We start from the raw sequence: 23853 nt of genomic DNA on the forward strand, positions 1-23853 counted from the left end.
GGCCGCTCGGGAAGAGTCAGCGAGAGCGCAGGGCGGCGAGATCCGCACCCGGCAGGTGGATCCACCCCTCCTGCCGGGCGGCCGCGCGCTCGTCCGGCGATTGCGGCCACCGGGTGTCCCCGACCAGGACGGCGCGGGCGACCAGGGCGCAGACCAGGGCATCGAGACGGTCATGGCTGTCGATGCACTCCGCGCGCACCGGCTCGGCAAGGGTCAGCCCCAGTCCCGCCTCGAGCGAGCGGACGATGTCCTCCCGTACAGCTGTGAAGCTCTTGTAACTGCGGGCGAAGCGGATCCCCCAGCGGCGTAGCGCGGCGGCGGGATACACCTCGGCGACCGGGCCGGACCCGTCACGCGGCACGGGAGTCCCCCTCGCCCCGAGGGCGTCCAGGAGACGAGCCGCTCGCAGCGCCACGACGCCCAGGAGATCCGTGGAGACGGACAGCGGGGGCCGCAGCGAGGTCGCTTTCCACGTGAGGTCGTCGGTCAGCCGGAACCGCAACGCGTCCAGTCCGGGCCTGCCGTCCGCACGCTCCTGGAACCGGACGCGAGGCGGCAGCCGCACGCCCTGGTGGTGGGCCACGACCGTGGCCACGAAGTTCGAAGGCCAGCCGAGGGGGCAGTCGAGGCCCGTCTTGTCGGCCTCCCGGACCAGCGCCAGCAGCCCCTCGTCCCCTTCCGGCACGACGAACTCCGCCGCGAAGCCGCCCTCGTCCTCCCAGACCACCCGGCACACCGCGGTACGCCGAGCGCTCGCGGCCAGGTCGACCCCGACCGTCACCGCCTGCCGTCGTCGCACGGCGGAATCGGCCGCTCCGGCGAGATCGTCCCCGGCCTCACCGCTCGCCGGCAAGGTCGACATCACCCCGGGCGCCCTCTGCCAGTGGGGTGTGGGAACCGTCCAGGGGGTGGCGCCAGACATGGGCAAGAGGCACGGAGAAGGCTCGCCACCAGGAGTCGGCAGGAACGACGCCACCGGGCTCGAAGGGCTCCCCGGGCCGGGGGAACGCAGCCACGTGTCCCGCCCGCTCCGCGGCGTCCTTGGTCCACTCTCCCGGCTCCGCCCACGGATGCGGCGCCAGGTTGAAGGTCCCCCAGTGGATCGGCAGCATGATGCCGGCCGCCGCGTCGCCGCCCTGCAGGTCGACATGGGCCCGCACGCCCTCGTCCGGAGTCATGTGGATGTCCGGCCAGAACTCGGAGTAGGCACCGATCTGGATCATCGTGGCGTCGAACGGACCGTGGTCCGCGCCTATGTCCTTGAAGCCCTCGAAGTAGCCGGTGTCGCCGCTGTGGTAGATACGGTGCTCCTCGCCCGCCACCACCCAGGAGGCCCAGAGGGTGTGCTGGGTGTTGCGCAGGCCGCGACCGCAGAAGTGGCGGGCCGGGGTGGCGGTCAGGGTGAGGCCGCCGACCTGCGTCGACTCGTGCCAGTCCAGCTCGCGCAGCCGGGTCTCGGACACGCCCCAGTGCTCGAGGTGGGCGCCGACACCCAGGGGAACGGCGAACAGGGTGTCCGTACCGGCCAGCGCCTTGATGGTGGGCATGTCGAGGTGGTCGTAGTGGTCGTGCGAGATGACGACGACGTCGACCGGGCCGAGCGCGGCCAGCGGCAGGGGCGCCGGGTGCAGCCGCCTGGGCCCCACGAAGGGGAACGGGGAGCAGCGCTCGCCCCATACGGGGTCGAACAGGACCCGCCGGCCGTCGATCTCGGCGAGCACGGCGGCGTGTCCCATCCAGGTCAGCCGCAGTCCCGTGGCCGGCGGCCTGGCGAGGTCGGCGAGGGTGGTGGGGTGCACCGGAATCGTGCCGTTCGGGGCGCGCCGGGACTTCGCCTCCTTGTCGAAGTAGATCTTCGCGAAGTCCAGCATGGAGCCCGCGGGCCGGATCCGGGAGGGACCGCCCGGATTCTGGAAGACCCCGTCCTTGAAGTGGGGTGATCTGCGGATGCGCGCCATGCGCTCACCGCTCGGGTCCGCACCGAAGGCCGCGGGCTGCAGCGCGCGGAGCCCGGAGCTCGGGGAACGGAAACCGGTCACGGTACCTCCAGGTGGAGTCGGGTCCCTCCATTATGGTCGGCCCCTCCGACAACCACGTTGACAGACCCCCGCCGCGATTCCGATACTGACCGACCATTCAGTAATCACGCTCCTGAGGAGTCCTCCGTGTCCCCGCCTCTGCTGTCGCTCACCTGGAACGACCACGTCACCGGCCGCCAGGGCTTCCTGGTCGTCGACCACCTAGTACGCGGTGTCTCCAGCGGCGGTCTGCGGATGCGGGAGGGCTGCACGCTGGACGAGGTCGCCGGACTCGCGCGCGGCATGACCATGAAGGAGGCGCTGCACTACAACCCCGAGGGCCGTTACATCCCTCTGGGCGGTGCCAAGGGCGGCATCGACTGCGATCCCCGGGACCCGGCGGCGTACGGAGTCCTTGTGCGCTACCTGCGTGCCATGCGGCCGTACGTCGAGAGCCTGTGGACCACCGGCGAGGACCTGGGCCTCACCCAGGACCTCGTCGACCGGGCCGCCGCCGAGGCGGGGCTCGTCTCGTCGATCCAGGCGGTGTATCCGCTGCTCGACGACGAGGCCGCGGCGCGGAAGCGGCTGGCGGACGCCTTCGCCGTGGAGGTGGACGGCATCGGGCTCGACGAGCTGGTCGGCGGCTGCGGGGTCGCCGAGTCGGTGCTCACGGCACTCGACCGGGCCGGGGTTCCGCACACGGGGACGCGGGTCGCCGTACAGGGTCTGGGCACCATGGGCGGGGCCACGGCGCGTTTCCTCACGCGCGCGGGACTGACCGTCGTGGCAGTCGCCGACATCAAGGGCACGATCTCCGACCCGGAGGGTCTCGACGTCGAGGCGCTGCTGTCCGCTCGCGATGCGTACGGCACCGTGGACCGCGCCGCGCTTCGCCCCGGCGACCGTGAACTGCCCGGGGACGCCTGGCTGTCCGCCGACGCGGAGGTGCTGGTGCCCGCGGCGGTGTCGTACGCGATCGACACCTCCAACCAGGAGCGGATCACCGCCCGCTGGATCGTCGAGGCGGCCAACATGCCCGTACTCCCTGAGGCGGAGGCGCTGCTCGCCATGCGCGGGGTGACCGTACTGCCGGACGTCGTCGTCAACTCCGGGACGAACGCCTGGTGGTGGTGGACCCTGTTCGGCGACATCGCAGCGGACGCGGAGGAGGCGTTCGCGTACACGCGTGGCTCCATGCGTGCCCTGGTGGACCGGATACTGTCCCGCGCGCAGGCCGACGGAACGACCCCGCGCACCGCGGCCCACGCCATCGCCGCGGACCGGCTGCCGGTGATCGCGGAGCGGTTCGGCCGGTACCGCTGACGGCAGGAAGCACCTGGCCCCGACCGCAGCCGCCCTGCCGCCCGCAGGCCGAGGGGGCGCCGGTTGCCTGGCGTGCGACCGGCCGCGAGCATCCTTCTCTCCCGCAGCAACCCTCCCCCCGAGCACACGAACCGCCCCACCCACCGGCCGAAGGAGCCGCCCTCAGCCCGTGCCCCGCAACCGATTAGGGTGACCGCGTGGCGAGAGTGCGGTTGAGCGTGGCGGAGCGGCGTGAGGAGATGCTGCGGGCCGCCGTCGAGCAGATCGAGGCGCGGGGCGTGGCGGCGGTCAGGATCGCCGACGTGGCCTCGGCGCTCGGCGTGAGCAACGCGCTCGTGCTCTATCACTTCTCCACCAAGGAGAAGCTGGTCGCCGCCGCGTTCACCCACGCGGCGGAGGAGGACCTCGAGCAGTTGCGCAAGCTGCTGGGCCGCCGGACGTCGGCGCTGCGGCGACTGCGGGCGGCGGTGCGCTGGTACGCGCCCACGGGGCAGGCCAAGGGCTGGCGGCTGTGGATCGAGGGCTGGGCCGTGGCCCTGCGCGAGCCCGCCCTGCGGGAGGTCACCCGCGACCTCGACAAGCAGTGGAAGACGGCGATCGCCGAGGTCCTCGCGGAGGGCGTGGCCGCGGGCGAGTTCCGCTGCCCGGACCCCTCCGGTACGGCCCTGCGCCTGACGGCCCTGCTCGACGGACTCGCCGTGCAGCTGACGTCGTACGCCGGTGCGGTGTCCCGGGCGCGGGCACAGGAGTGGGTGGACGATGCGCTGGCCCGGGAACTGGGGCTGGAGCGGGAGGCGTTGACCGCGCAGGAAGGGTGAGCGCGGCCAACGCCCCTGCCCTCAGGCCACCGAAGCGATCCGCGTCTTGATGTCGTCCGGCGACAGCGCCCCCTTGGCCGTCACATGGTCACCCGAGGACTCCCCGCGCAACCGCCGCCCGATCCACGGCACCAGGTACTCGCGCGCCCAGTGGACGTCGTCCCGCCGGACCTCGAGGGTGCCGCGCGGCGGGAGCGGCGGCCAGGGCTGGTCCGGGTCGGCCGGGACCTCCAAACCGAGGGCCTGGCCCGCACGAAGCGCCACGCGTGTGTGCCCCTCGGGCGAGAGGTGCAGCCGGTCGTCGTCCCAGGCCCGCCGGTCCTGGACGGACTTCAGGGACCACAGGTCGAGCACCGGGCAGCCGTAGCGGTCGGCGACGGCCCGGACATGGCCGTTGTACGTGGCGATCTTGCCGCGCAGGTGTTTGAGCAGCGGGACGCCGCGTGTGTCGAAGCCCGTCGTCACGATGACCGTGCCTGCCACGGCCGTCAGAGCGGCGACCGCCCGCTCGAAGCGCTCGGCCACGTCGTCCGGGTCGGTGCCCGGGCGGATGATGTCGTTACCGCCCGCACAGAAGGAGACCAGGTCCGGCGCGAGTGCCACGGCCTGCGGCACCTGGTCCGCCACGATCTGGTCGAGCAGCTTGCCGCGTACGGCGAGATTCGTGTACTTGAAGTCGCCCTCGGGCCGCCGGTCCGCGAGGAGTACCGCGAAACGGTCGGCCCAGCCGACGAACGCCCCGTCGGGGCCGGGGTCGCCGACGCCTTCGGTGAAGCTGTCCCCCACCGCCACGTACGACCCGATCACTGATCTGCTGTCACTCTTCGAATCGTCTGCCACAGCAGCTCATGATTCACCTTCGAATGTGGCCTACGCGACCGTAATAAAGGGTTGACGGACGGTGAGATAAGCCACGGCTTGACCCGCGACACGCCGAAGGCCGGACCCGGGGACAGGGTCCGGCCTTCGGCGGCGTGTCAGACGTGATCGTCAGCCGACGGCGACGCCGTGCGAGCGGAGGTAGGCGACCGGATCCACGTCGGAACCGTAGTCCGGCGTGGTGCGGATCTCGAAGTGCAGGTGCGGGCCGGTCACGTTGCCGGTCGCGCCGGAGAGGCCGATCTGCTGACCCGCCGTCACGGTCTGGCCGGCCGAGACGGAGAGCTGGGACAGGTGGGCGTACTGCGCGTAGTAGCCGTCGGCGAGCTTGATGACGACCTGGTTGCCGTACGCACCGCCCCAGCCCGCCGAGACGACCGTGCCCGCGCCCACGGCCTTGAGCGAGGTGCCGGTCGGGACGACGAAGTCGACGCCGGTGTGGTAGCCGCTGGACCACATGCTGCCCGCCACGCGGTAGCCGGTGCCGACGCCGGCACCGGCCACGGGGGCCGTGTAGCCGCTGGAGGTGCCGGTGGACTCCGCGGTCTGCTCGGCCTTCGCCGCCTTCGGGGCGGACGACTTGGACGACTTGGACGACTTGGACGACTTCGCCGAAGACGAAGAGGAGGAACCGGACGAAGAGGACGACGACTTGGACGGCGCCGCGGCCTTCTTGCCGATCGAGAGCCTGAGGCCCGGGTGGATCAGCGACGGGTCGTCCCCGACCGCCTCCCGGTTGTCCTGGTACAGCTTCCGCCAGCCACCGCTGACACGCTGCTCCTGGGCGATCTTCGAGAGGTAGTCGCCGGCCCTCACCGTGTAGATCTTCGCGCTCGCCTTGCCGGCGGGCGTCTTCTTCTCGGTGGCCGTCTTCTGCGCCACGGGAACGGACTGCACGGCCTTTTCCGAAACGGACTGCGGCGTGGCGGCGTGGGCGCCGGTGGCGCCCAGGAGCGGGAGGGCGAGCGCGGCGCCACCGGTCCCGGCGACGGCAATGGAACGGGTGAAGCGCTGGGTCTTCGGGCGGCGGTGCTTACCCTTCGCGGGCATGGCGAATTCCTCTCCGGCGCCTGCGAGGTGAGCTGTCGGGTGCGGGCTGGAGATGCCCGGCCGCGCCGAGGCACGGCTTTACCCCAAGCCGTTCCGGAGACCGGAACAGGCGGTGTTACCTGTGGGTCCCCCGCTCCTGCCGTGCACGGGTGAGTGTGTGGGGCTCCGGGCGGCGGCAGGATTCGGCGTCCGTCCGGATTGGTGGCGAACGTAAGCGACCAGGACGCAAAGGGACAAGCAAGAGGTTCCACGTGAATGCGTTTCTCTTGGCTCCCTGCGAGAATTCCCGGTCACGCTCAGTGAATTCCGAGGTCACTCCTTTCCGGAAACTCCCTCGAAATGCAGATGAATTACGTGAACATGACGGAGCACACAGGGTCACGAGTATGACCCTGCTCACGTGACGTTGCTCCAGACTTATTTCCTTCAGAGCGAGTTGGGAAAGAAGCCGCTAATTCGGACAGAATTCTCAGATGCGGCGCAGCCGGAGAACTGTCGCATCGAGGTCACCGCGCAGCCCCGTGCGCAGCCCGTGGTGCAACAGCACGGCACCTCGGTGAACTTCGCCCGTTTCGCGGCATTCGTACGATGCTGTCGGGTCCAGGCCGCGCAGCCGGAGCGCCGGAACGGGCTCGCCGTAGCTCTGCGCCTGAAGCCAGGCGAGGACGACGGCCTCGTCCCCGCGCACGTACTGCACGGCACTCAGCCCACCCCGCGGAGCCCGCAACCGGTGGAGATCCCCGCGCTGCACGAGCGGCCGGATCTCCTTGTAGAGCTCCACCCACTCCCGTGCCTCGGCGAGTTCCTCCTCCGTCCACCGGGCGAGGTCGCCGCCGACTCCGAGGACCCCCGCCATGGCGCTGACGAACCGGAAGCGCAGCGAGCTGACCCGGCCGTTGAGCTGGGTGTTGGGGCTGTCGGTGACCCAGGCGGCCATGACCCGCGCGGGATGGATCTGACTGAAGCCGTGCTGGATGGCGAGCCGGTCGAGCGGATCGGTGTTGTCGGAGGTCCACACCTGGTCCGTACGGCTCATGACACCCAGATCGATCCGCCCGCCGCCACCCGAGCAGGACTCGAACGCGACCCCCGGATGGGCGGCGCGCAGCCGGTCCAACAGGGCGTACAACGCGCGCACATGGTCGATCCACAGGCGCTGCGGGTAGGGCTCACCCGGCCAGCCGGCGTCGGTGAAGCAGCGGTTGAAGTCCCACTTCACGTAGTCGATCGGAGCGCTGGAGAGGAGCGCGTCGAGCTGCTCCCAGAGGTATTCCCGGACGTCCTCGCGCGCCAGGTTCAATACGAGCTGATTGCGGAATTCCGTCCGCTTTCGTCCCGGTTGGAACTGCACCCAGTCCGGGTGCGCCCGGTACAGCTCGCTGTCCGGGTTGACCATCTCGGGCTCCACCCAGATACCGAACCGCATCCCGAGCGCGTGCACATGGTCGGCGAGCGGCTTCAGACCCCTGGGAAAACGGTCCCGGTTCGGGGTCCAGTCGCCGAGCCCGGCACGGTCGCTGGTGCGCGCGCCGAACCAGCCGTCGTCCACCACGAACAGCTCCACGCCGATCGCCGCGGCCCGCCGGGCGAGCGCTCCCTGCTGCTCCTCGGAGATGTCGAACTCGGTGGCCTCCCAGGAGTTGAACAGCACCGGCCGGTCCTGCTCGGCGTCCGGGACGACATACGTCCGCTGGTAGGCGTGCCAGGCGCGGCTCGCGCCGCCGAAGCCACCGTCGCTCCACAGGCCGGCGAAGACCGGTGTGGTGAAGGACTCGCCCGCCGCGAGCCGGAGCAGACCGGAGTCGTCGTACCCGGCGCCACCGGTGATCTGCACGCGCGCGTCCGGGAGTTGGGCCACCGCGATCCGCCAGGAACCCGACCAGCCCAGCGCGCAGCCGTAGACCTCCCCGCGCTCCTCGGTCGCGTCGGAGTCGAGGGCGACCCAGGGCAGGTGCTGGTGCCCGGTGTGCCCGCGGCGGCTGCCGATGATCTTCTCGCCGTAGGTGAGGTCGGAGCGCACGAGCCGGGACTCGGCCGCCCAGCGGCCGTGCAGCTGGGACAGCCGCCAGCCGTCCCGGTCGGGCAGGGTCCAGGTGGCGGAGTCCGCGCGCAGCAGCTCCAGGGGAGCGGAGCCGTGGTTGTCCAGCGTCACCCAGCGCTCCACCACGTCGTCGCGCATGCGGTAGTGCAGGGTGACGGCGAGCCCCGCGTCGCGGAAGCGCAGCCGCAGCTCGTCGCCCTCGCTGTCGTACGCCTCGAAGCGCCACTCGGTCCCGCGCCGCTCGTCCGTGCGCACGGACAGGGCGGGCCGCACGAAGCGGGGGCCGCCCTCCACCGGGTACTCCTCCCGTCCGTCGAGCGGCGACTCGAAGGGCCGGTAGTCCGGCAGCGGGCGGGCGGCCAGGGCCTCGGCGTCGGGGAGCGCGATTCTGGGGCCCCAGTGCAGGTGCAGCAGTGTGTCGTCCTCGGCGAGATGGACGGCGTAGCTGCTCGTGGGTCCCGAGAGAACCCACGTACGGCTGTTTTCCGCGATCTCCAGCATCAGGCCTCACATATTTCAACAGGTCCGATCAAGCCCCGACATCATCAATGGCGCCGGGCCTCCGCTGCAACGTCTGTGGTCAACCCGTGAGATCCCGACGGGCCCCTGTGGACAACCCGTTGCCTCAGGAAGCCATGTCGTATCGTCGAGAGGCACCCCGTCGGCCACCCGACGAGCCGCGCCGCCGGGGGACGACCGGGAGGAGCCCCCGTGACGCAGCAGATCCCGTCGACCGAACCCGAGCTGGCCGGAGTCCGCAATTTCCGCGACGTGGGCGGACTCCCGACCGAGGACGGACGGCGGGTGCGGTACGGAGTGCTGTTCCGCAGTGGTCACCTCGCGCACGCGACCGACGAGGACGCCGCCTTCCTCTCCTCCCTGGGCCTGCACACGATCTTCGACTTCCGCAATGCGGCGGACCAGAAGCTGGAGGGGCCCGACGTCGAACTGCCGGGCGTGCGGAATGTGAACCTGCCGCTGTCCGACCCTGCGGACGGCTCCGAGTTCTGGAAGATGGTCCGCGACGGCGACATCGACCAGCTGCGCGAGATCCTCGCCGACGGCAAGGCCGCCGACCGGATGATCACCTCTTACCGCAGGATCATCAAGGAGCGCACCGCCGAACACTCCCAGGTGATCCACGCGCTCGCGCAGGACAGCGTCCCGGCCCTGATGCACTGCGCGGCGGGCAAGGACCGCGCGGGCCTGTCGATAGCGGTGACGCTCCTCACGCTGGGTGTGGAGCGGGAGGCGATCCTCGCCGACTACCTGGAGTCGAACGCCAAGCACCGCCGCTACAAGGTGCGCCGCAGCGGCACCGACGCCTCCGCCTACTCCCCCGAGGTCATGGACCTGCTCAACCCCCTCTTCGACGCCCGCGCCGAGTACCTGACGGCGGCCGTCGACACCATCGAGGAGACCTGGGGCGGCGTCGACACGTACCTGGAGCAGGGACTCGGCGTCACCGCCGCGACACGCGACCGGCTTCGGGAGCGGCTGCTCGACTGAGACCGCTCCGGCAGGGCTCTACCGGTTGGCGCCGACCTCGAAGAGCAGCCAGAGGAAGGCCGCGAGCACATGCCCCGCGGCGATGTAGATGATCAGCCGGACCCACAGGGCACGGGGGAACTTCGCTTCGATGTCGCTCATGGTGTTTCCTTCGTCGAGGGGCCGAGGCACAGCGCGGCCGTGGGGCTCTGCAGCAGGGTGTGGACGAAGAGCAGCTCGACCCCGCCGGCGTCCTGCGCGGCGATGCGGTGCGGGGTCAGCGAGTCGAAGTGCGCGCTGTCGCCCGGGGTAAGCCGGTGCACGGTGTCCCCGAGGCGAAGCCGGAGCCGCCCCTTGAGGACGTACAGCCACTCCTCGCCGGGATGCACGCGCACGATGTCGCCCTGGGAGCCGTACGGAACATGGAGGCGCAGGGCCTGCATACCGCGCCCGGGCGCACCGGCCTGCCAGTACGTCCAGCCGCCCGCCGCCGTGGCTTCCATGTCGGCGGCACGCACGACGGCGTCCCGATCGGCGACCGTCTCGCCGAGCAGCTCCGAGACCGTCGTACCGTAGATGCGCGCGAGTGCGAGCAGCATCGGCAGCGAGGGCTGGCGCCGCCCGGTCTCCAGGCGGGAGAGGTGGGCGGCCGACAGCCCGGCGGCGCGGGCCGCGGCCTCGAGGGTGAGGCCGGACCGACGGCGCAGGGCGCGCAGCTGGGGCGCGACCACCGGCAGGACATCGGCCGGCCCGGCCGTCGGCTCCGGCCCGGACTCCGGTTCGGCTGCGGAGGAGCTCATGCCTCCATTCAGCCGGAGCTTTGCCTGAGCGGCAAATTTCTTGCCTGAGAGGCAAAGCGGGAGGCAACGACCGGAGGCAAAGCCCGGGAGGCAACGACCGGAAGCAAAGACCGCCTTACCGGTTGGCGACCGCCTGCTTGATCAGCGTCTTGCCGAAGTCCCACATCAGCCCGCCCCCGCTGTGGGCGTCGTCCATCACCTCCGTGAAGGCGTCGACGAACCGGTCCACCTCCTTCTCCCCCACGATCAGCGGCGGGATGAGCTTGATCACCTCCAGGTGGTCGCCGGAGACCTGGGTGAGGATGCGGTGGCGCTGCAGCAGCGGTACGACCACCATCTGCGCGAAGAGCCCCTTGCGGGCCGCCCGCAGCATGGTCCAGCGGCTGCGCAGCTTCAGCGACTTCGGCTTGCCGAACTCGATGCCGATCATCAGGCCCCGGCCGCGGACGTCGGCGAGCAGCTCGTACTTGTCGGTCAGCGCGGCGAGCCGCGACCGCAGCAGTTCCCCGGTGGCCCGTGCGCCGTCCACGATCTGCTCGTTCTCCATGACCGACAGGACGGCCAGTCCCGCGGCCATGGCCTGTGCGTTGGACCCGAAGCTCGCCGAATGGACCAGCACGCGGTCCATGGACGAGTAGACCTTCTTGAAGATCCAGTCCTTCCCGAGGGTGGCGCCGACCGGAACATAGCCGCCGGAGAGCGCCTTGGCCACGCACACCAGGTCCGGTTCGACGCCGTCCTCGTGCTGGTAGGCGTAGAAGTCGCCGGTCCTGCCCAGGCCCGTCTGCACCTCGTCCGCGACGAGCAGCGCCTTGTGCCGGTGCAGCAACTCCTGCGCGGCGCGCAGATAGCCGGGCGGGGCCTCGTGCACGCCCTTGCCCTGGATGGGCTCGACGATCAGGGCGGCCACGTCGCCCTTCTTCAGCTCCTTGGCCAGGGCGTCGAGATCGCCGAGCGGTACGGCCGTGTCGGGCAGCAGGGGCGCGAAGCCGTCGCGGAAGCCCGACTCGCCGTTGACGGACAGCGAGCCCGTGGTCAGCCCGTGGAAGGCGTGGTCGCAATACAGGATCCGGGGCTTCCCGGTGGCGTACCGGGCGAACTTCAGCGCGGTCTCCACCGCCTCCGTACCGCTGTTGCCGAAGAAGACCCGGTCCAGGTGCGGGCTGTGCGCGAGCAGCTTCTCCGCAAGCAGCCCGGGCAGCGGCTGGCAGTCGAATCGGGTGAGGTCGGCGAGCTGCGCATCGAGGACGTCGTGCAGCGCCTTGCGGACGACGGGGTGGTGGCGCCCCAGGCCCATCACCCCGAACCCGGCGAGCATGTCCAGGTAGTCGCCGCCGTCCGCGTCCCAGAAGTAGGCACCCTCGGCCCGCACGTAGACCTTGTCGAAGCCGATGGTGTGCAGCATGCGCGGGAGCTGGTGGTTGAGGTGCCTGGCATGCAGCTCGTAGCGCTCGGCCCCGCGCTCGGCGAGCAGGGCGGCGAGATCGAAGCCGCCCGACTGCGAGGACGACTGGGACGCGGACTCCGCGGTTGTCATTCCTGTTTCTCCTTGGACAGCTCTTCCTCGGCGACCCGGTCCGCCTCCTCGACGACCCGGTCCGCCTCCTTGACGGCCTCGTCCGCCTCCTTGACGGCCAGACTCGCGCCGATCCGGCCGGCGATCTCGACGGGCGTGAGGCCGATGTCGGCCAGCACCTCGCCCCGTTTGGCGTGCGCCAGGAACTGCTCGGGGATGCCGAACCGCCGTACGGGCACGTCGACGTCCGCGTCGCCGAGCGCCAGCGCCACGGCGGCGCCCACCCCGGACGCGCGGCTGTTGTCCTCGACGACGGCCACCAACCGGTGCTCGGCGGCGAGGCCGGGGAGGGCCGGGTCGACCGGCTTCACCCAGCGGGGGTCGACGACCGTGCAGGTGATGCCGCGGGCCTCGAGCAGCTCGGCGGCCTGCAGGCACACCGGAGCCATCACGCCGACGGCCACCAGGAGCACCTCCGGCCGCTCCGCGCGATGCAGCACGTCCATGCCGCCCGCGTGATCCACCGCCGGAATCTCCGGACCCACCGACTCCTTGGGGAACCGCACCAGGGTCGGCGCGTCGTCCACGGCGACGGCCTCCCGCAGCTGGGCACGCAACTGGTCGGCGTCGCGCGGCGCGGCGATCCTCAGGCCCGGCACGACCTGCAGGACGGACATGTCCCACATGCCGTTGTGCGAGGGCCCGTCGACGCCCGTCACCCCGGCCCGGTCCAGGACGAACGTCACCCCACAGCGGTGCAGCGCCACGTCCATCAGCAGCTGGTCGAAGGCCCGGTTGAGGAAGGTGGCGTAGACGGCGACCACGGGGTGGAGTCCCCCGGTCGCGAGCCCGGCCGCGCTCACCGCCGCGTGCTGCTCCGCGATGCCGACGTCCCACACCCGGTCCGGGAACCGCTCGGCGAACCTGCCGAGGCCCACCGGGTGCAGCATGGCCGCCGTGATCGCCACGACGTCGTCGCGCTCCTCGCCGATCCGCACGATCTCGTCGCCGAACACCGAGGTCCAGGACGGCCCGTTGGAGGGCGCGAGCGGCTCGCAGGTCAGCGGGTCCATCACCCCGACTGTGTGGAAGTGGTCCTCCTCGTGCGCGAGGGCGGGTTCGTAGCCGCGTCCCTTCTCCGTGAGGCAGTGGATCAGCACGGGCCCGTGGAAGCGCTTCGCCCGCCGCAGCGCCGACTCGACCGCCTTGATGTCGTGCCCGTCGATCGGGCCTACGTACTTCAGCCCCAGGTCCTCGAACATGCCCTGCGGGGCGAAGGCGTCCTTGAAGCCCTTCTTCGCGCCGTGCAGCGACTCGTAGATGGTCTTGCCGACGAGGGGCGTCCGCTGCAGGACGTCCTTGCCCCAGGCCAGGACCCTCTCGTAGCTGTCGGTCGTGCGCAGGGTGGCCAGGTGGTTGGCCAGGCCGCCTATGGTCGGGGCGTACGACCGTTCGTTGTCGTTGACGACGATGATCAGCGGCCGGTCCTTGGCGGCCGCGATGTTGTTCAGCGCTTCCCAGGCCATGCCGCCGGTGAGCGCCCCGTCGCCGATGACCGCGACGACGTGTCCCCTCTCCCCCTGCACCTGGCGGGCCTTGGCGAGCCCGTCGGCCCAGCCGAGTGCGGTGGAGGCGTGGCTGTTCTCGATGACGTCGTGCTCGGACTCCTCGCGGGAGGGATAGCCGGACAGGCCGCCCTTGCCGCGCAGCTTGGAAAAGTCCTGACGCCCCGTCAGGATCTTGTGTACGTAGCTCTGGTGGCCGGTGTCCCACAGGATGCGGTCGACCGGTGACTCGAAGACCCGGTGGAGCGCGATGGAGAGTTCCACCACCCCCAGATTGGGCCCGAGGTGGCCGCCGGTCCTGGCGACCGCGTGCACCAGGAACTCCCTTATCTCTTCGGACAGTTCACCGAGTTCCGCCTCGGACAGCGCCTTCAGGTCGCGTGGTCCCCGGATGCTCTCCAGAATCGTCACGCTCGGGCCCCCTCTCGGACCGTGCTGTTCAACTCACGGTGACGGCCGGCTCCCCCGCCGCGACGCCGTCCTTCTCCATCTGCTCGGCGATCTTCATCGCCTCCTCGATGAGGGTCTCCACGATCTTCGACTCGGGCACGGTCTTGATGACCTGGCCCCTGACGAAGATCTGACCCTTGCCGTTGCCGGAGGCGACTCCCAGGTCCGCCTCCCGCGCCTCACCGGGGCCGTTGACCACACACCCCATGACCGCGACGCGCAACGGGACTTCCATGCCGTCCAGACCGGCCGTGACCTCGTCGGCCAGTTTGTAGACGTCCACCTGGGCGCGCCCGCAGGAGGGGCACGAGACGATCTCCAGGCGCCGCTGCCTCAGGCCCAGGGACTCCAGGATCTGGATGCCGACCTTGACCTCCTCGGCGGGCGGGGCGCTCAGCGACACCCGGATGGTGTCCCCGATCCCCCGCGACAGCAGTGCCCCGAAGGCGACGGCCGACTTGATGGTCCCCTGGAAGGCGGGGCCCGCCTCCGTGACACCCAGGTGCAGCGGATAGTCGCACCGCTCCGCCAGCAGCCGGTAGGCGTTGACCATGACCACGGGGTCGTTGTGCTTCACCGAGATCTTGATGTCCCGGAAGTCGTGCTCCTCGAAGAGGGAGGCCTCCCACAGGGCGCTCTCCACCAGCGCTTCCGGGGTCGCCCTGCCGTATTTCTGCAGCAGCCGCCGGTCGAGCGAGCCCGCGTTGACGCCGATGCGGATCGGCGTGCCGTGGTCCTTGGCGGCCCGCGCGATCTCCTTGACCTTGTCGTCGAACTGCTTGATGTTGCCGGGATTGACGCGTACCGCCGCACAGCCGGCCTCGATCGCGGCGAACACGTACTTCGGCTGGAAGTGGATGTCCGCGATCACCGGGATCTGCGACTTGCGCGCGATGGTCGCGAGGGCGTCGGCGTCGTCCTGCGTGGGGCAGGCGACGCGGACGATCTGGCAGCCGGACGCGGTGAGTTCCGCGATCTGCTGCAGGGTGGCGCCGACGTCCGACGTACGGGTCGTCGTCATCGACTGCACCGACACCGGGGCCCCGCCCCCGACCGCCACCGGCCCGACGTGGATCTGCCGCGACACGCGCCGCTCGGCGATCGGCCGGACCGGTACCTCGGGGACGCCCAGGGACACGGCGGTCATGGCCTCACTCCCGGTTCCCGGAGACCGTCTCGCGCATGGCGCGCAGGGACTCCTTCAGGGACCCCATGGTGGCGAGGACGGCGGTCGGCTCGTAGCCGCAGTGCGCCATGCAGTTGGCGCAGCGCGGGTCCTTGCCGCGGCCGTACTTGTCCCAGTCGGTCTCCTCGATCAGCTCGCGGTACGTCGGCACGTACCCGTCGCTCATCAGGTAGCAGGGGCGCTGCCAGCCGAAGAGCGAGTAGTTCGGGATCGCCCACGCGGTGCACGGGAAGTCCACCTTGCCCTCGAGGAAGTCGAGGAAGAGCGGGGAGTGGTTGAGCCGCCAGCGGCTGCGGTTGCCGCCCGCGAAGGCCTTCCGGAACAACTCGCGGGTCTGCTCCACGCCCAGGAAGTGCTCCTGGTCGGGTGCCTTCTCGTAGGCGTAGGCGGGCGAGATCATCATCTCGTCGACCTTGAGGTCGTCGTTGAGGAAGTTGAGCACCTCGATGACGGTCTGCGGGGTGTCGGTGTTGAAGAAGGTCGAGTTCGTGGTCACCCGGAAGCCGCGCCGCTGGGCCTCCTTGATCGCCTCCACGGCCTCGTCGAACACACCCTCCTTCGCCACGGACTCGTCGTGCCGCTCGCGCAGGCCGTCGATGTGCACGGCGAAGGCGAAGTAGGGAGAGGGCTTGAACTTGTCCATCTTCTTGCGCAGCAGCAGCGCGTTGGTGCAGAGGAAGACGTACTTCCGCTTCGCCACCAGCTGACGCACGATCTCGTCGATCTGGGGATGCATCAGGGGTTCGCCGCCCGCGATGGACACCATGGGCGCCCCGGACTCGAGCACGGCCCCCACGGCCTGCGCGACCGGCATGCGCTGTTTGAGCACCCCGGCGGGGTGCTGGATCTTGCCGCAGCCCTCGCACTTCAGATTGCAGGCGAAGAGCGGTTCAAGCTCGACGATGAGCGGAAACTTGTCCCGCCTGCGGATTTTCTGTTCGGCCAAGTATGTAGCGACCTTGATGGACTGGCGCAGCGGCATGGCCATCTGGCTCACCTCCTGGGGAGCAGCACATTGCGGTGCCATTCGAAGAAAGTCGGTAGGACGGAACGAAGGACGCGGAAAGCCGATATTCCACCGCGTACCGTGCCGATCCGGACGAGTTCATGTTCAGGAGCGTCCACCACCACCCGTACAGCCGCAACCGGGCGCTCGCCTGCGCGTACGGCGTTCAGGAGCGTGGCCGCCGACTCCATGTCGACGGCGATCGCGCCGGTCGCGCGCAGATGGGACCGTTCCGGTCCGCGCACGACGTGGTCGGAGCCCACGAGGGGCCCGGTGTGGACCGTGCGCCCGGGCAGGGTGCGCACGAGCTCCTTGACGAGCAGTTCGGTTCCGACGCAGGAGACGGCCCCGCGGGGGTCCCGGGTCTCCTCGGCGACGACCAGGTCGCCTGGGTGCATGCCCGGGGCGAGCCCCGCGCAGAAGCCCGTGGCCAGTACCGCCGCCCCGCTCAGCACGGGGTCGGCCAGGACGCGGGTGACGGAGCGCTCGGCCGCCCGGGGCCCCATGCCGGTCCGCAGGACGGTGACCGGCCCGCCGGCAGCGCTGCGGTCGCCCATGCGCAGGGCGAGGTGCTCGATGCCGAGCGCGCAGGCGATCAGCAGCGGGGCCGGGGCGGGCCTGCCGGTCATCAGGCCCCCTCGACCTCGGCGAAGGGCTCTCCGTGCACGTACCTGCCGAGCGCGGTGAGCGGGAAGACCTGCCGGTAGAGGTGGTAGTTGATGGAGAAGTCCCAGGGGAAGCCCGTACCGGTGAAGTACGGCTCGTCCCACGAGCCGTCCTCCCGCTGGGTGGCCGCCAGCCACTCGATGCCGCGTTCGACCGCCTTGGAGTCCTTCTCCCCGGCGGCCAGCAGAGCCATCAGCGCCCACGCGGTCTGCGAGGCGGTGGAGGTTCCGCGCCCGCTCCACTCCTTGACGTACTTGTAGGAGCGCAGGTCCTCGCCCCACCCGCCGTCGTCGTTCTGCACCGACTCCAGCCAGTCGACGGCCCGCCGGATCGCCGGATGCGAGCCGGGAATCCCGGCCGCGACCAGCGCGGGTACGACAGACCCGGTACCGTAGACGTAGTTGACGCCCCAGCGCCCGAACCACGAGCCGTCCGGTTCCTGCTCGGCCAGCAGCCACTCGATGCCGCGCCGGGTGCGCGGGTCGTGGGCCAGGCCCTCCACCGCGAGCATCTCGACGACATGCGCGGTGACGTCGGCCGACGGCGGGTCGATGACCTCGCCGAAGTCGCAGAACGGCAGCCGGTTGGGGAACGGGCTGGTGTTGTCGACGTCGAAGGCGCCCCACGCGCCGTTCTTCGACTGCATCCCGAGGTTCCAGCGCACCCCGCGCCCGATCGCCCGCCCCACCCGCTCCGGGTCGGGATGCCTGACGCGGCGCAGCGCGAGGATCACCTCGGCGGTGTCATCGATGTCGGGATAGTTGTCGTTGTGGAACTCGAACGCCCAGCCGCCCGGCGGAAGCTGGGGTCGCTTCACGGCCCAGTCACCGGGCCGGTCGATCTCCTCGGCGAGCATCCAGTCGGCCGCCTTGACGAGCTGCGGGTGGTCGGCGGGCAGTCCGGCGTCGACGAGGGCGATGGTCGCCAGACAGGTGTCCCACACCGGCGACTGGCAGGCCTCGATCATCCGGGCGCCGTCCTCGCGCCACACGGCGTAACGATCCAGCGACTCCAGGCCGGCGCGCATCACGGGATGCTGGAGGTCGTAGCCGAGCAGGTGCAGGGCGATGACCGAGTACACGGCCGGGGGCTGGATGCCGCCCCAGCAGCCGTCGTTCTCCTGCCGCTCGACGATCCAGCGGGCGGCGGTGTTCATGGCGGCCCTGCGCAGTCTGCGCACCGCGACCGTGCGGTAGCCACGCACGACCTTGTCGAGCCGCTGGAAGAGACCCTCCCAACTGGCCGCCGGAGCAAGGGGCTTGGGCGGGTTGGGGTGGGCCGGGTCGGTGTGCAGCTCGTCGAGGGGGAACGGCGCCGGACGCACCGGACGCTTCGCCGAGACGACGGTGAGCGGCACTATGGTCTGCCGCGCCCAGCACCCGAAGTTGTAGATGTTGAGCGGGAACCACCGGGGGAAGTAGATGAGCTCCGGCGGGAGTTCGGGCAGGTCCTCCCACTTCCACCAGCCGAACAGCGCCAGCCAGATCCGGGTGAAGACGCGGGAGGCGGCGATGCCGCCCTGCTCACGGATCCAGGCGGCGGCCTTCGCCATGTGGGGCTCGTCCGGCGCGTCTCCGGCCAGCCGCAGGGCGACGTACGCCTCCACGGTGGTGGAGAGCTCGCCCGGTCCGCCGTAGAAGGTGGCCCAGGTGCCGTCCTCACGCTGCTCACCGCGGATGAAGAGCCCTGCGGCGCGGGTCGTCGCCTCGTCGCGGATGCCCAGGAACTGGCGGAGCAGCAGGTCCTCGGCGTCCATCGTGACGTTCGTCTCGAGGTCGCCCTTCCACCAGCCCTGGGCGTCCTGCCGGGAGAGCAGGAAGTCGGTGGCGCGGCGCACCGCGCGTGCGGCGGCTTCTTGTACCCCGGCCGCCACGGAAGTGTCGGTGTCGTTTTCGCTGGCCGCGGCAGCGCGGGGCGGCAGGGCCCCGGTGCTTCCGTCGGTCGTCGCTGTCATGGCTTCCCCTTCGTGCAGTCGTGCTGAGTCGTGCTGCTGTGGGTCCGCCGTCGGCCGGTGCGTCTCTTCCCGCGACACCGGCCGGCGACTACGCGAGGGCTGTTCGACCGATAATGATCATCTCTTTCGTACGACGACGAAGTCGGCGAGCGCCGTGAACCGCGACCTCACCCGGTCGGGCATGTCGACGGCGTCGAGGGCCGAGATGGCGACGGTGTGCTGACGGCGTGCCTCCTCGGCGGTCCACTCACGACCGCCGGCCTCCTCGATGAGGGCCGCGCGGGCCGCGAACTCCTCCTCGGAGAAGTTCTCGAAGTCGCTGCTCTTGGCGTCGGCGGCGAGCATCTCGCCGAGCCGCTCGGATGCGGCGCCGCCGGCCGCGAGCGCGGCCACGACCGGCAGGGACTTCTTGCGCTGGCGCAGGTCGCTCCAGGTCTGCTTGCCGGTGGCCTCCGGGTCGCCCCAGATGCCGAGGAGGTCGTCGACGGCCTGGAACGCCAGGCCGAGGTGGTAGCCGTACTTCTCCAGGGTGTCGGCGGTGCGGTCGTCCGCGCCGCCGAGCACGGCGCCGATGGAGCTGGCGCAGGCCAGCAGGGCGCCGGTCTTGTTGCCCTCCATCTCCAGGCACTCCTCGACGCTGACGCGGTCGCGGTGTTCGTAGGAGATGTCCTGCGCCTGACCGTCGATCAGCGCGCGGGTGGCGGTGGTCAGCCGGCGCGTCGCCCGGCCGGCCTCGACCGTGCCGAGCTCGAGGAGGACCTCGTTGGCGAGGGCGAACAGGGCGTCGCCGACGAGGATGGCCTGGGCCGGGCCGTGCACCTTCCAGACGGTGTCGCGGTGGCGGCGCTGCTCGTCGCCGTCCATCAGGTCGTCGTGCAGGAGCGAGAAGTTGTGGACCAGTTCGACGGCGACCGCGCCGGGTACGCCCACCTCGGGCGCGGCCCCGGTGACCTCGGCGGAGAGCACGGCCAGGGCGGGACGTACGGCCTTGCCGCCGTCACCGGCCGTGGGGTTTCCCTGGGCGTCGATCCAGCCGAAGTGGTAGGCGGCGACCGTGTCCATGGGGGGCGCCAGGCGGTCGACGGCCGCCCGCAGCACCGGCGTGGCCAGGGTCCGGCCGCGCTCCAGGAGCGCGGTCACGTCCACCGCGGTCTCTCGAGCGGCCGTCGAGGCCGGGGGCACAGTGGGCACAGTTTCTCCTCTTGTTGCGGTACCGGAGGGGGTGCGGGGGTGTGCCGAGCCGTGCTGATCGAGCATCAGGCCGCCTCCTCGAACTCGAAGAGGTGACGGGGGCGGGGCCGGCCCAGGGCGCTCAGCGCGGCGTCCGCCGCGCTGACACCGCTGCGGACCGCACTCTCCATGGTCGCGGGCCACCCGGTGGCGGTCCACGCTCCGGCCAGGTACAGGCCGGGTGCCTTGGTGCGGGCGCCGGGCCTGAACCGTCCGACGCCGGGAGCGGGAGCGAACGTCGCCGTGCGCTCCCGGGTGACGAAGAAGTCCTTCACTTCGGCGCCGCGCGTGCCGGGCAGCAGCCGTTCGAGCTCGGGCAGGTAGCGCTCGCGCAGTGCGGCGACGGGCTCCTCGATCTCGTCGTGCGCCGCGGACTGCGAGAGTGCCAGGTACTGGCCCTCCCTCAGGCCGGACGCCTCGGTGCGGTCGAAGACCCACTGCACCGGGGAGCCGAGGGCGGCGAAGAAGGGCCGGGTCAGGACCGTGCGGTCGTAGACGACGTGAATGTTGAGGATCGGCGCGGTACCGATCCGCAGCAGTTCCCCGGGGGCGTCGAGGGCCCCGTCCGGCAGCAGGTCGTGCGCCTCGCGCTGCGGTACGGCGAGGACCACGGCGTCCGCCGCGAGCGTCTCGCCGGGAACCTGAACATTCCAACGCCCGTTTTCGTCAGTGGAGATGGAGGTGACGCGTGTACGGACTTCGGTACGGACGCCCGCGGAGCCGAGCGCCTTGCGGGCCAGCCGGTCGTGCAGTTCACCCAGCGGGACGCGCGCCCAGCCGATGTCGGCCGCGCCCGGGTCGGACAGCAGACCGGTCTTGAACACCATCGCGGCGAGCCCCAGGGAGGCGTCGCCCGCGACCGCGTTCAGGGTGGCGACCCCGACCAGGTCCCACAGGGCCTCGACGGCACGCGCCGACTGACCGTGCGCGGTCAGCCAGCTGCCGAAGTCCTGAGTGTCCAGGGTCGGATCGGCGAGGTCGAGACCCTTGAGCGCGAGCGCGGCACGCCCGACCCCGGCCCGCTCGGCGAGCGAGAGATGCGGATACGTCGCCAGGCTCCGCCCCAGGTGCAGGGGCACCGGCAGCGCGTCGCGCCGCAGTCTGCCGAGCCTCCGTCCCTCCGGTTTGGCGACGTCGAGGACGGGCACGTCGAGACGATTTTGCAGCGGTGCCAGCGCCGCGCCCCCGATCCGGTCGAGGAACCAGCGGTAGGCGGTGCAGCAGCGCAGGTACACGTGCTGTCCGTTGTCGACGGTCAGTTCGCCGCGCTGGAAGGAGAAGGCCAGGCCGCCCAGCCGGGGCCTGCCCTCGAGCAGGGTGACGCACACACCCGCGTCGGCGAGCGCGAGCGCGGCGGTGATCCCGGCGAGCCCGCCGCCGATCACGACGGCGTCCCTCCCCCTTGCCGATTGGTTCGCCTCCGGGGCGCCAAAGGCCCCTTCGGCTGCGCCTGGCACGTCCGCGAGCGGCCCGTCGGACCGCATGCCGTCGGTCATCGTGCACCCTCCCCCTCGCGGCCGCCGTGGCGATGGAACGGTGCACGGCAGGCCGTTGCAGTCAGGGACGCCGTCTCCCACCGGAGGGTTGCGCGCCACTTTTCGCCGGTGGAGTCACCTTGGACCGGATTGTCCATCAGGCGCGCCTCCTGACGGTCTGCCGGGACACATACAGGGCGTCCAGACCGGACAGGCCGCGCACCGCGACGTACGCCTTCTCCCGCCCGGGCAGCGACACGCGACCGCGCAGCACGGCCTCCGGGTCGTGCTCGATACGGTCGAGCAGGCGGCGGTAGATGCCGGCCATGGCGGCGACACAGGCACCGCTGCGCCGGTCGAGCAGGGGCAGCAGCCGGTAGCCCTCGGCGAAAAGGGTGCGGGCCCGTCGCACTTCGAAGTGCACGAGGCCCGCGAAGTCGGAACCCTCCGGTGGTACCGGCCCGCCGAACCCGGCCGAGCAGCCGAACTTCGCGAGGTCGTCGGCGGGCAGATAGGTGCGTCCGCCCTGGGCGTCCTCGCGAACGTCCCTGAGGATGTTGGTGAGTTGCAGCGCGAGCCCCAGCGTGTCGGCGTACTCGGACGCGCGCTCGGCGCCGCGCGCTCCCGGTTCCGTACCGAACACGCCGAGCGAGAGCCGCCCGATGGCGCCCGCCACACACCGGCAGTAGACCTTCAGGTCGTCCCAGGTTTCGTAGGTCTCGCCGCGTACGTCCATCAGGACGCCGTCGATCAGTTCGTCCAGGCCGTCCAGCGGGATCGGGAAGGCCCGGGCGGCATGGGCGAGGGCGACCGCGACCGGGTCGATGTCGTCCTCGTCGACCTCGCCCCCACGGATCCGGGTGAGCAGCGCCCGGGTGTCCTCGAGTCTGGCGATCTTGACATCGTCGCTCAGCGACCCGTCACCGATGTCGTCGACGCGGCGCGAGAACGCGTACAGCGCCGACATCGCGCGGCGCTTGGGCGGGGGCAGCAGTCTGATGCCGTAGGCGAAGTTACGTGCCTGCTGTCCGGTGACGGCCTCGCAGTAGCTGTAGGCAGCGAGTACCGGTGCGGACGTGTGCGGTGGACGCTCCACGGTCCGGATCACCCCTCTCCTCGCAGAGTCACGCCCACCTCGCGCAGCAACCGGAGCTTGCCGGGCTTGGGCGGGCCGGGAAGTACGTCGTATTCGGCGGCGGCGATCGCGTGGATTGCCGCCCTTCCCCCCGCCACGAACCCTGCAAGCAGCAGCCTCAGCCTGCCGTGGACGCTACCCACCAAAGGGGCGCCTTCATTCAGGAGGTCGCGGGCGCGTTGTGCTTCGTATGCAACCAGTGCGCGCACCGATGCGCCCGCGGTTTTCGTGGCGAGATCCGCATCCTGGACGTGAAAGCGCTTCATGTCCGCGGCGGGCAGATAGATCCGGTCACGGCCGAGGTCCTCGGCCACGTCCTGGAGGTGTTCGACGATCTGCAGGGCCGTGCAGATCGCGTCGGAGCGGCGGATCCGCTCGGGGGTGGAGGTGCCGGTGACGGCGAGGACGAGACGGCCGACCGGGTTGGCGGACAGCTCGCAGTAGGCGAGGAGGTCGTCGTAGGTCTCGTACCGCTTGACGAGCTGGTCCTGGCGGTTGGCGGCGATCAGGCCGAGGAAGGGCTCCGGAGTGAGGGCGAGGCGCCGGACGGTCGGCTGGAGGCGGCGCAGGATGGGGTGGCGGGGGGCCGACTCGAAGACGCGGTTCAGGTCGGCCTCGAAGGCGTCGAGGAGGACCAGGCGGTCCTCGGCCTCCTCGGGCGACACGCCCAGCAGGCGGGCGTCGGCGCCGCCGGGGGCCAGGTCGCCGTCGCCGATGTCGTCGACGAGCCGGGCGAATCCGTACACGGCCATCAGGTCGGCGCGCCAGGCCCTGGGCAGGAAGAACGGTGCCACGGGGAAGTTCTCGCCCGCGGCCTTGTCGAGCGTGCCGCGCTCCACGTCGAAGGTGCGCGTCGTGTCGGTTCCCGTCACCGTGGACTGCCCGGGGCGGGGACGGCACATGCTGCGTTGAGCTGGGGAGTTTCCGTAGCCATTGCCGTCACATCTCCCGTTCTACACTGCGGACCCAATACACACTATTTCGGACACGCCGCCCAGCCGTCCGCGCGATGTCCCCAACGGGGGTTGTCGCGCATTATCGCCCTACTTGCCGCGTTTCGGGACCGGTACAGCTTACGTTGTACAACGCAGCGAGGCCCGCGGGGGTGTCCTGCACATCACAACAACACACCGATTGGTGTCAAGATTCCTAAGCGGGCCCGGAGTTGACGTTTCCTTTGCAGACGCAGGGCCCCGCCGGGCAGTTCCGGCGGGGCCCTGCGCCCAGGGGGTGGCTTATGGATCTGGCCG

At 70.8% G+C, this 23853-nt stretch carries 21 protein-coding genes and 1 riboswitch; of the genes, 3 read left to right on the forward strand and 18 right to left on the reverse strand.

Annotated elements, in window-relative coordinates; genetic code table 11:
• Window positions 1-16: 16 nt before the first annotated feature.
• Entirely contained in the window at window positions 17-862 is an 846-nt protein-coding gene (locus ABZO29_RS08285; protein WP_367319493.1) for a DUF429 domain-containing protein, read from the reverse strand.
• Window positions 837-2039 (reverse strand): MBL fold metallo-hydrolase, encoded by a 1203-nt coding sequence (locus ABZO29_RS08290; RefSeq protein ID WP_367319494.1) that lies wholly within the window; start codon window positions 2037-2039, stop codon window positions 837-839. Before ABZO29_RS08290 ends, ABZO29_RS08285 begins: the two co-directional genes overlap by 26 nt.
• Window positions 2040-2165: 126 nt before the next feature.
• Between ABZO29_RS08290 and ABZO29_RS08295 the strand changes: the two genes are divergently transcribed.
• Both ABZO29_RS08295 and ABZO29_RS08300 read left to right on the forward strand, forming a co-directional pair.
• Complete coding sequence (locus ABZO29_RS08295; protein WP_367319495.1) at window positions 2166-3344, forward strand: Glu/Leu/Phe/Val dehydrogenase dimerization domain-containing protein; 1179 nt, start codon at window positions 2166-2168, stop codon at window positions 3342-3344.
• 239 nt (window positions 3345-3583) lie between these two features.
• Window positions 3584-4162 carry a TetR/AcrR family transcriptional regulator gene (locus tag ABZO29_RS08300; protein WP_367326077.1) on the forward strand — a complete coding sequence of 193 codons (579 nt, stop codon included), beginning with the start codon at window positions 3584-3586 and terminating at the stop codon, window positions 4160-4162.
• 21 nt (window positions 4163-4183) lie between these two features.
• On the opposite strand, the gene ABZO29_RS08305 is transcribed toward ABZO29_RS08300, so the two are convergent.
• From ABZO29_RS08305 to ABZO29_RS08315, 3 genes are all read right to left on the reverse strand, one after another.
• The gene (locus ABZO29_RS08305) at window positions 4184-4969 is read right to left on the reverse strand and encodes an SGNH/GDSL hydrolase family protein (RefSeq protein ID WP_367326078.1); all 786 of its coding nucleotides are present in this window, start codon (window positions 4967-4969) and stop codon (window positions 4184-4186) included.
• A gap of 183 nt (window positions 4970-5152) precedes the next feature.
• Window positions 5153-6091 carry a peptidoglycan DD-metalloendopeptidase family protein gene (locus tag ABZO29_RS08310; protein ID WP_367319496.1) on the reverse strand — a complete coding sequence of 313 codons (939 nt, stop codon included), beginning with the start codon at window positions 6089-6091 and terminating at the stop codon, window positions 5153-5155.
• A 4-nt stretch (window positions 6092-6095) separates the two neighbouring features.
• Window positions 6096-6253: riboswitch (cyclic di-AMP (ydaO/yuaA leader) on the reverse strand.
• 307 nt (window positions 6254-6560) lie between these two features.
• Window positions 6561-8633 (reverse strand): alpha-galactosidase, encoded by a 2073-nt coding sequence (locus tag ABZO29_RS08315; RefSeq protein ID WP_367319497.1) that lies wholly within the window; start codon window positions 8631-8633, stop codon window positions 6561-6563.
• A gap of 210 nt (window positions 8634-8843) precedes the next feature.
• On the opposite strand from ABZO29_RS08315, the gene ABZO29_RS08320 reads away from it, so the two are divergent.
• Window positions 8844-9641: a tyrosine-protein phosphatase gene (locus tag ABZO29_RS08320; protein ID WP_367319498.1), complete on the forward strand. Its 798-nt coding sequence runs from the start codon at window positions 8844-8846 to the stop codon at window positions 9639-9641.
• 18 nt (window positions 9642-9659) lie between these two features.
• Here ABZO29_RS08320 and ABZO29_RS08325 read toward each other — a convergent pair whose 3' ends face one another.
• The 13 genes from ABZO29_RS08325 to hpnC all read right to left on the reverse strand — a co-directional run bounded on the left by ABZO29_RS08325 (window position 9660) and on the right by hpnC (window position 23475).
• A complete protein-coding gene (locus tag ABZO29_RS08325) occupies window positions 9660-9782 on the reverse strand; it encodes a DUF6126 family protein (protein ID WP_367319499.1) in 123 nt (40 codons plus the stop codon).
• Window positions 9779-10420, reverse strand: a complete 642-nt coding sequence (locus tag ABZO29_RS08330) for a helix-turn-helix domain-containing protein (RefSeq protein ID WP_367319500.1) — start codon at window positions 10418-10420, stop codon at window positions 9779-9781. The genes ABZO29_RS08325 and ABZO29_RS08330 overlap by 4 nt, the downstream gene beginning before the upstream one ends.
• A gap of 115 nt (window positions 10421-10535) precedes the next feature.
• Window positions 10536-11957: an aspartate aminotransferase family protein gene (locus tag ABZO29_RS08335; RefSeq protein ID WP_367319501.1), complete on the reverse strand. Its 1422-nt coding sequence runs from the start codon at window positions 11955-11957 to the stop codon at window positions 10536-10538.
• Window positions 11954-13912, reverse strand: a complete 1959-nt coding sequence (gene dxs / locus ABZO29_RS08340) for a 1-deoxy-D-xylulose-5-phosphate synthase (protein WP_367319502.1) — start codon at window positions 13910-13912, stop codon at window positions 11954-11956. Before dxs ends, ABZO29_RS08335 begins: the two co-directional genes overlap by 4 nt.
• A gap of 28 nt (window positions 13913-13940) precedes the next feature.
• A complete protein-coding gene (gene ispG, locus ABZO29_RS08345; protein WP_367319503.1) occupies window positions 13941-15098 on the reverse strand; it encodes a flavodoxin-dependent (E)-4-hydroxy-3-methylbut-2-enyl-diphosphate synthase in 1158 nt (385 codons plus the stop codon).
• Between the two features lie 4 nt (window positions 15099-15102).
• The gene (gene hpnH / locus ABZO29_RS08350) at window positions 15103-16125 is read right to left on the reverse strand and encodes an adenosyl-hopene transferase HpnH (RefSeq protein ID WP_367319504.1); all 1023 of its coding nucleotides are present in this window, start codon (window positions 16123-16125) and stop codon (window positions 15103-15105) included.
• A 5-nt stretch (window positions 16126-16130) separates the two neighbouring features.
• Complete coding sequence (locus ABZO29_RS08355) at window positions 16131-16772, reverse strand: 1-hydroxy-2-methyl-2-butenyl 4-diphosphate reductase (protein WP_367319505.1); 642 nt, start codon at window positions 16770-16772, stop codon at window positions 16131-16133.
• Complete coding sequence (shc, locus tag ABZO29_RS08360) at window positions 16772-18763, reverse strand: squalene--hopene cyclase (RefSeq protein WP_367319506.1); 1992 nt, start codon at window positions 18761-18763, stop codon at window positions 16772-16774. Before shc ends, ABZO29_RS08355 begins: the two co-directional genes overlap by 1 nt.
• 117 nt (window positions 18764-18880) lie before the next feature.
• The gene (locus ABZO29_RS08365; RefSeq protein ID WP_367326079.1) at window positions 18881-19945 is read right to left on the reverse strand and encodes a polyprenyl synthetase family protein; all 1065 of its coding nucleotides are present in this window, start codon (window positions 19943-19945) and stop codon (window positions 18881-18883) included.
• Between the two features lie 74 nt (window positions 19946-20019).
• Window positions 20020-21489, reverse strand: a complete 1470-nt coding sequence (gene hpnE / locus ABZO29_RS08370; RefSeq protein ID WP_367319507.1) for a hydroxysqualene dehydroxylase HpnE — start codon at window positions 21487-21489, stop codon at window positions 20020-20022.
• Window positions 21486-21626 carry a DUF6380 family protein gene (locus tag ABZO29_RS08375; RefSeq protein WP_367319508.1) on the reverse strand — a complete coding sequence of 47 codons (141 nt, stop codon included), beginning with the start codon at window positions 21624-21626 and terminating at the stop codon, window positions 21486-21488. Before ABZO29_RS08375 ends, hpnE begins: the two co-directional genes overlap by 4 nt.
• Window positions 21626-22576: a presqualene diphosphate synthase HpnD gene (gene hpnD / locus ABZO29_RS08380; RefSeq protein WP_367319509.1), complete on the reverse strand. Its 951-nt coding sequence runs from the start codon at window positions 22574-22576 to the stop codon at window positions 21626-21628. Before hpnD ends, ABZO29_RS08375 begins: the two co-directional genes overlap by 1 nt.
• On the reverse strand, window positions 22573-23475 hold the full coding sequence (gene hpnC, locus ABZO29_RS08385; protein WP_367319510.1) for a squalene synthase HpnC: 903 nt from the start codon (window positions 23473-23475) through the stop codon (window positions 22573-22575). Before hpnC ends, hpnD begins: the two co-directional genes overlap by 4 nt.
• Between the last annotated feature and the right edge of the window lie 378 nt (window positions 23476-23853).

Origin of the sequence: Streptomyces sp. HUAS ZL42, assembly GCF_040782645.1 — a bacterium.
GTDB lineage: Bacteria > Actinomycetota > Actinomycetes > Streptomycetales > Streptomycetaceae > Streptomyces.

What these genes read in the sequence shown, in the direction of transcription:
- ABZO29_RS08355 (WP_367319505.1), bottom strand. Translation starts at nt 16,772, where the DNA reads ATGACCGGCAGGCCCGCCCCGGCCCCGCTGCTGATCGCCTGCGCGCTC.
- ABZO29_RS08325 (WP_367319499.1), bottom strand. Translation starts at nt 9,782, where the DNA reads ATGAGCGACATCGAAGCGAAGTTCCCCCGTGCCCTGTGGGTCCGGCTG.
- ABZO29_RS08375 (WP_367319508.1), bottom strand. Translation starts at nt 21,626, where the DNA reads ATGGACAATCCGGTCCAAGGTGACTCCACCGGCGAAAAGTGGCGCGCA.
- shc (WP_367319506.1), bottom strand. Translation starts at nt 18,763, where the DNA reads ATGACAGCGACGACCGACGGAAGCACCGGGGCCCTGCCGCCCCGCGCT.
- ABZO29_RS08335 (WP_367319501.1), bottom strand. Translation starts at nt 11,957, where the DNA reads ATGACAACCGCGGAGTCCGCGTCCCAGTCGTCCTCGCAGTCGGGCGGC.
- ABZO29_RS08285 (WP_367319493.1), bottom strand. Translation starts at nt 862, where the DNA reads ATGTCGACCTTGCCGGCGAGCGGTGAGGCCGGGGACGATCTCGCCGGA.
- ABZO29_RS08310 (WP_367319496.1), bottom strand. Translation starts at nt 6,091, where the DNA reads ATGCCCGCGAAGGGTAAGCACCGCCGCCCGAAGACCCAGCGCTTCACC.
- hpnE (WP_367319507.1), bottom strand. Translation starts at nt 21,489, where the DNA reads ATGACCGACGGCATGCGGTCCGACGGGCCGCTCGCGGACGTGCCAGGC.
- hpnH (WP_367319504.1), bottom strand. Translation starts at nt 16,125, where the DNA reads ATGGCCATGCCGCTGCGCCAGTCCATCAAGGTCGCTACATACTTGGCC.
- ABZO29_RS08300 (WP_367326077.1), top strand. Translation starts at nt 3,584, where the DNA reads ATGCTGCGGGCCGCCGTCGAGCAGATCGAGGCGCGGGGCGTGGCGGCG.
- ABZO29_RS08330 (WP_367319500.1), bottom strand. Translation starts at nt 10,420, where the DNA reads ATGAGCTCCTCCGCAGCCGAACCGGAGTCCGGGCCGGAGCCGACGGCC.
- ispG (WP_367319503.1), bottom strand. Translation starts at nt 15,098, where the DNA reads ATGACCGCCGTGTCCCTGGGCGTCCCCGAGGTACCGGTCCGGCCGATC.
- ABZO29_RS08315 (WP_367319497.1), bottom strand. Translation starts at nt 8,633, where the DNA reads ATGCTGGAGATCGCGGAAAACAGCCGTACGTGGGTTCTCTCGGGACCC.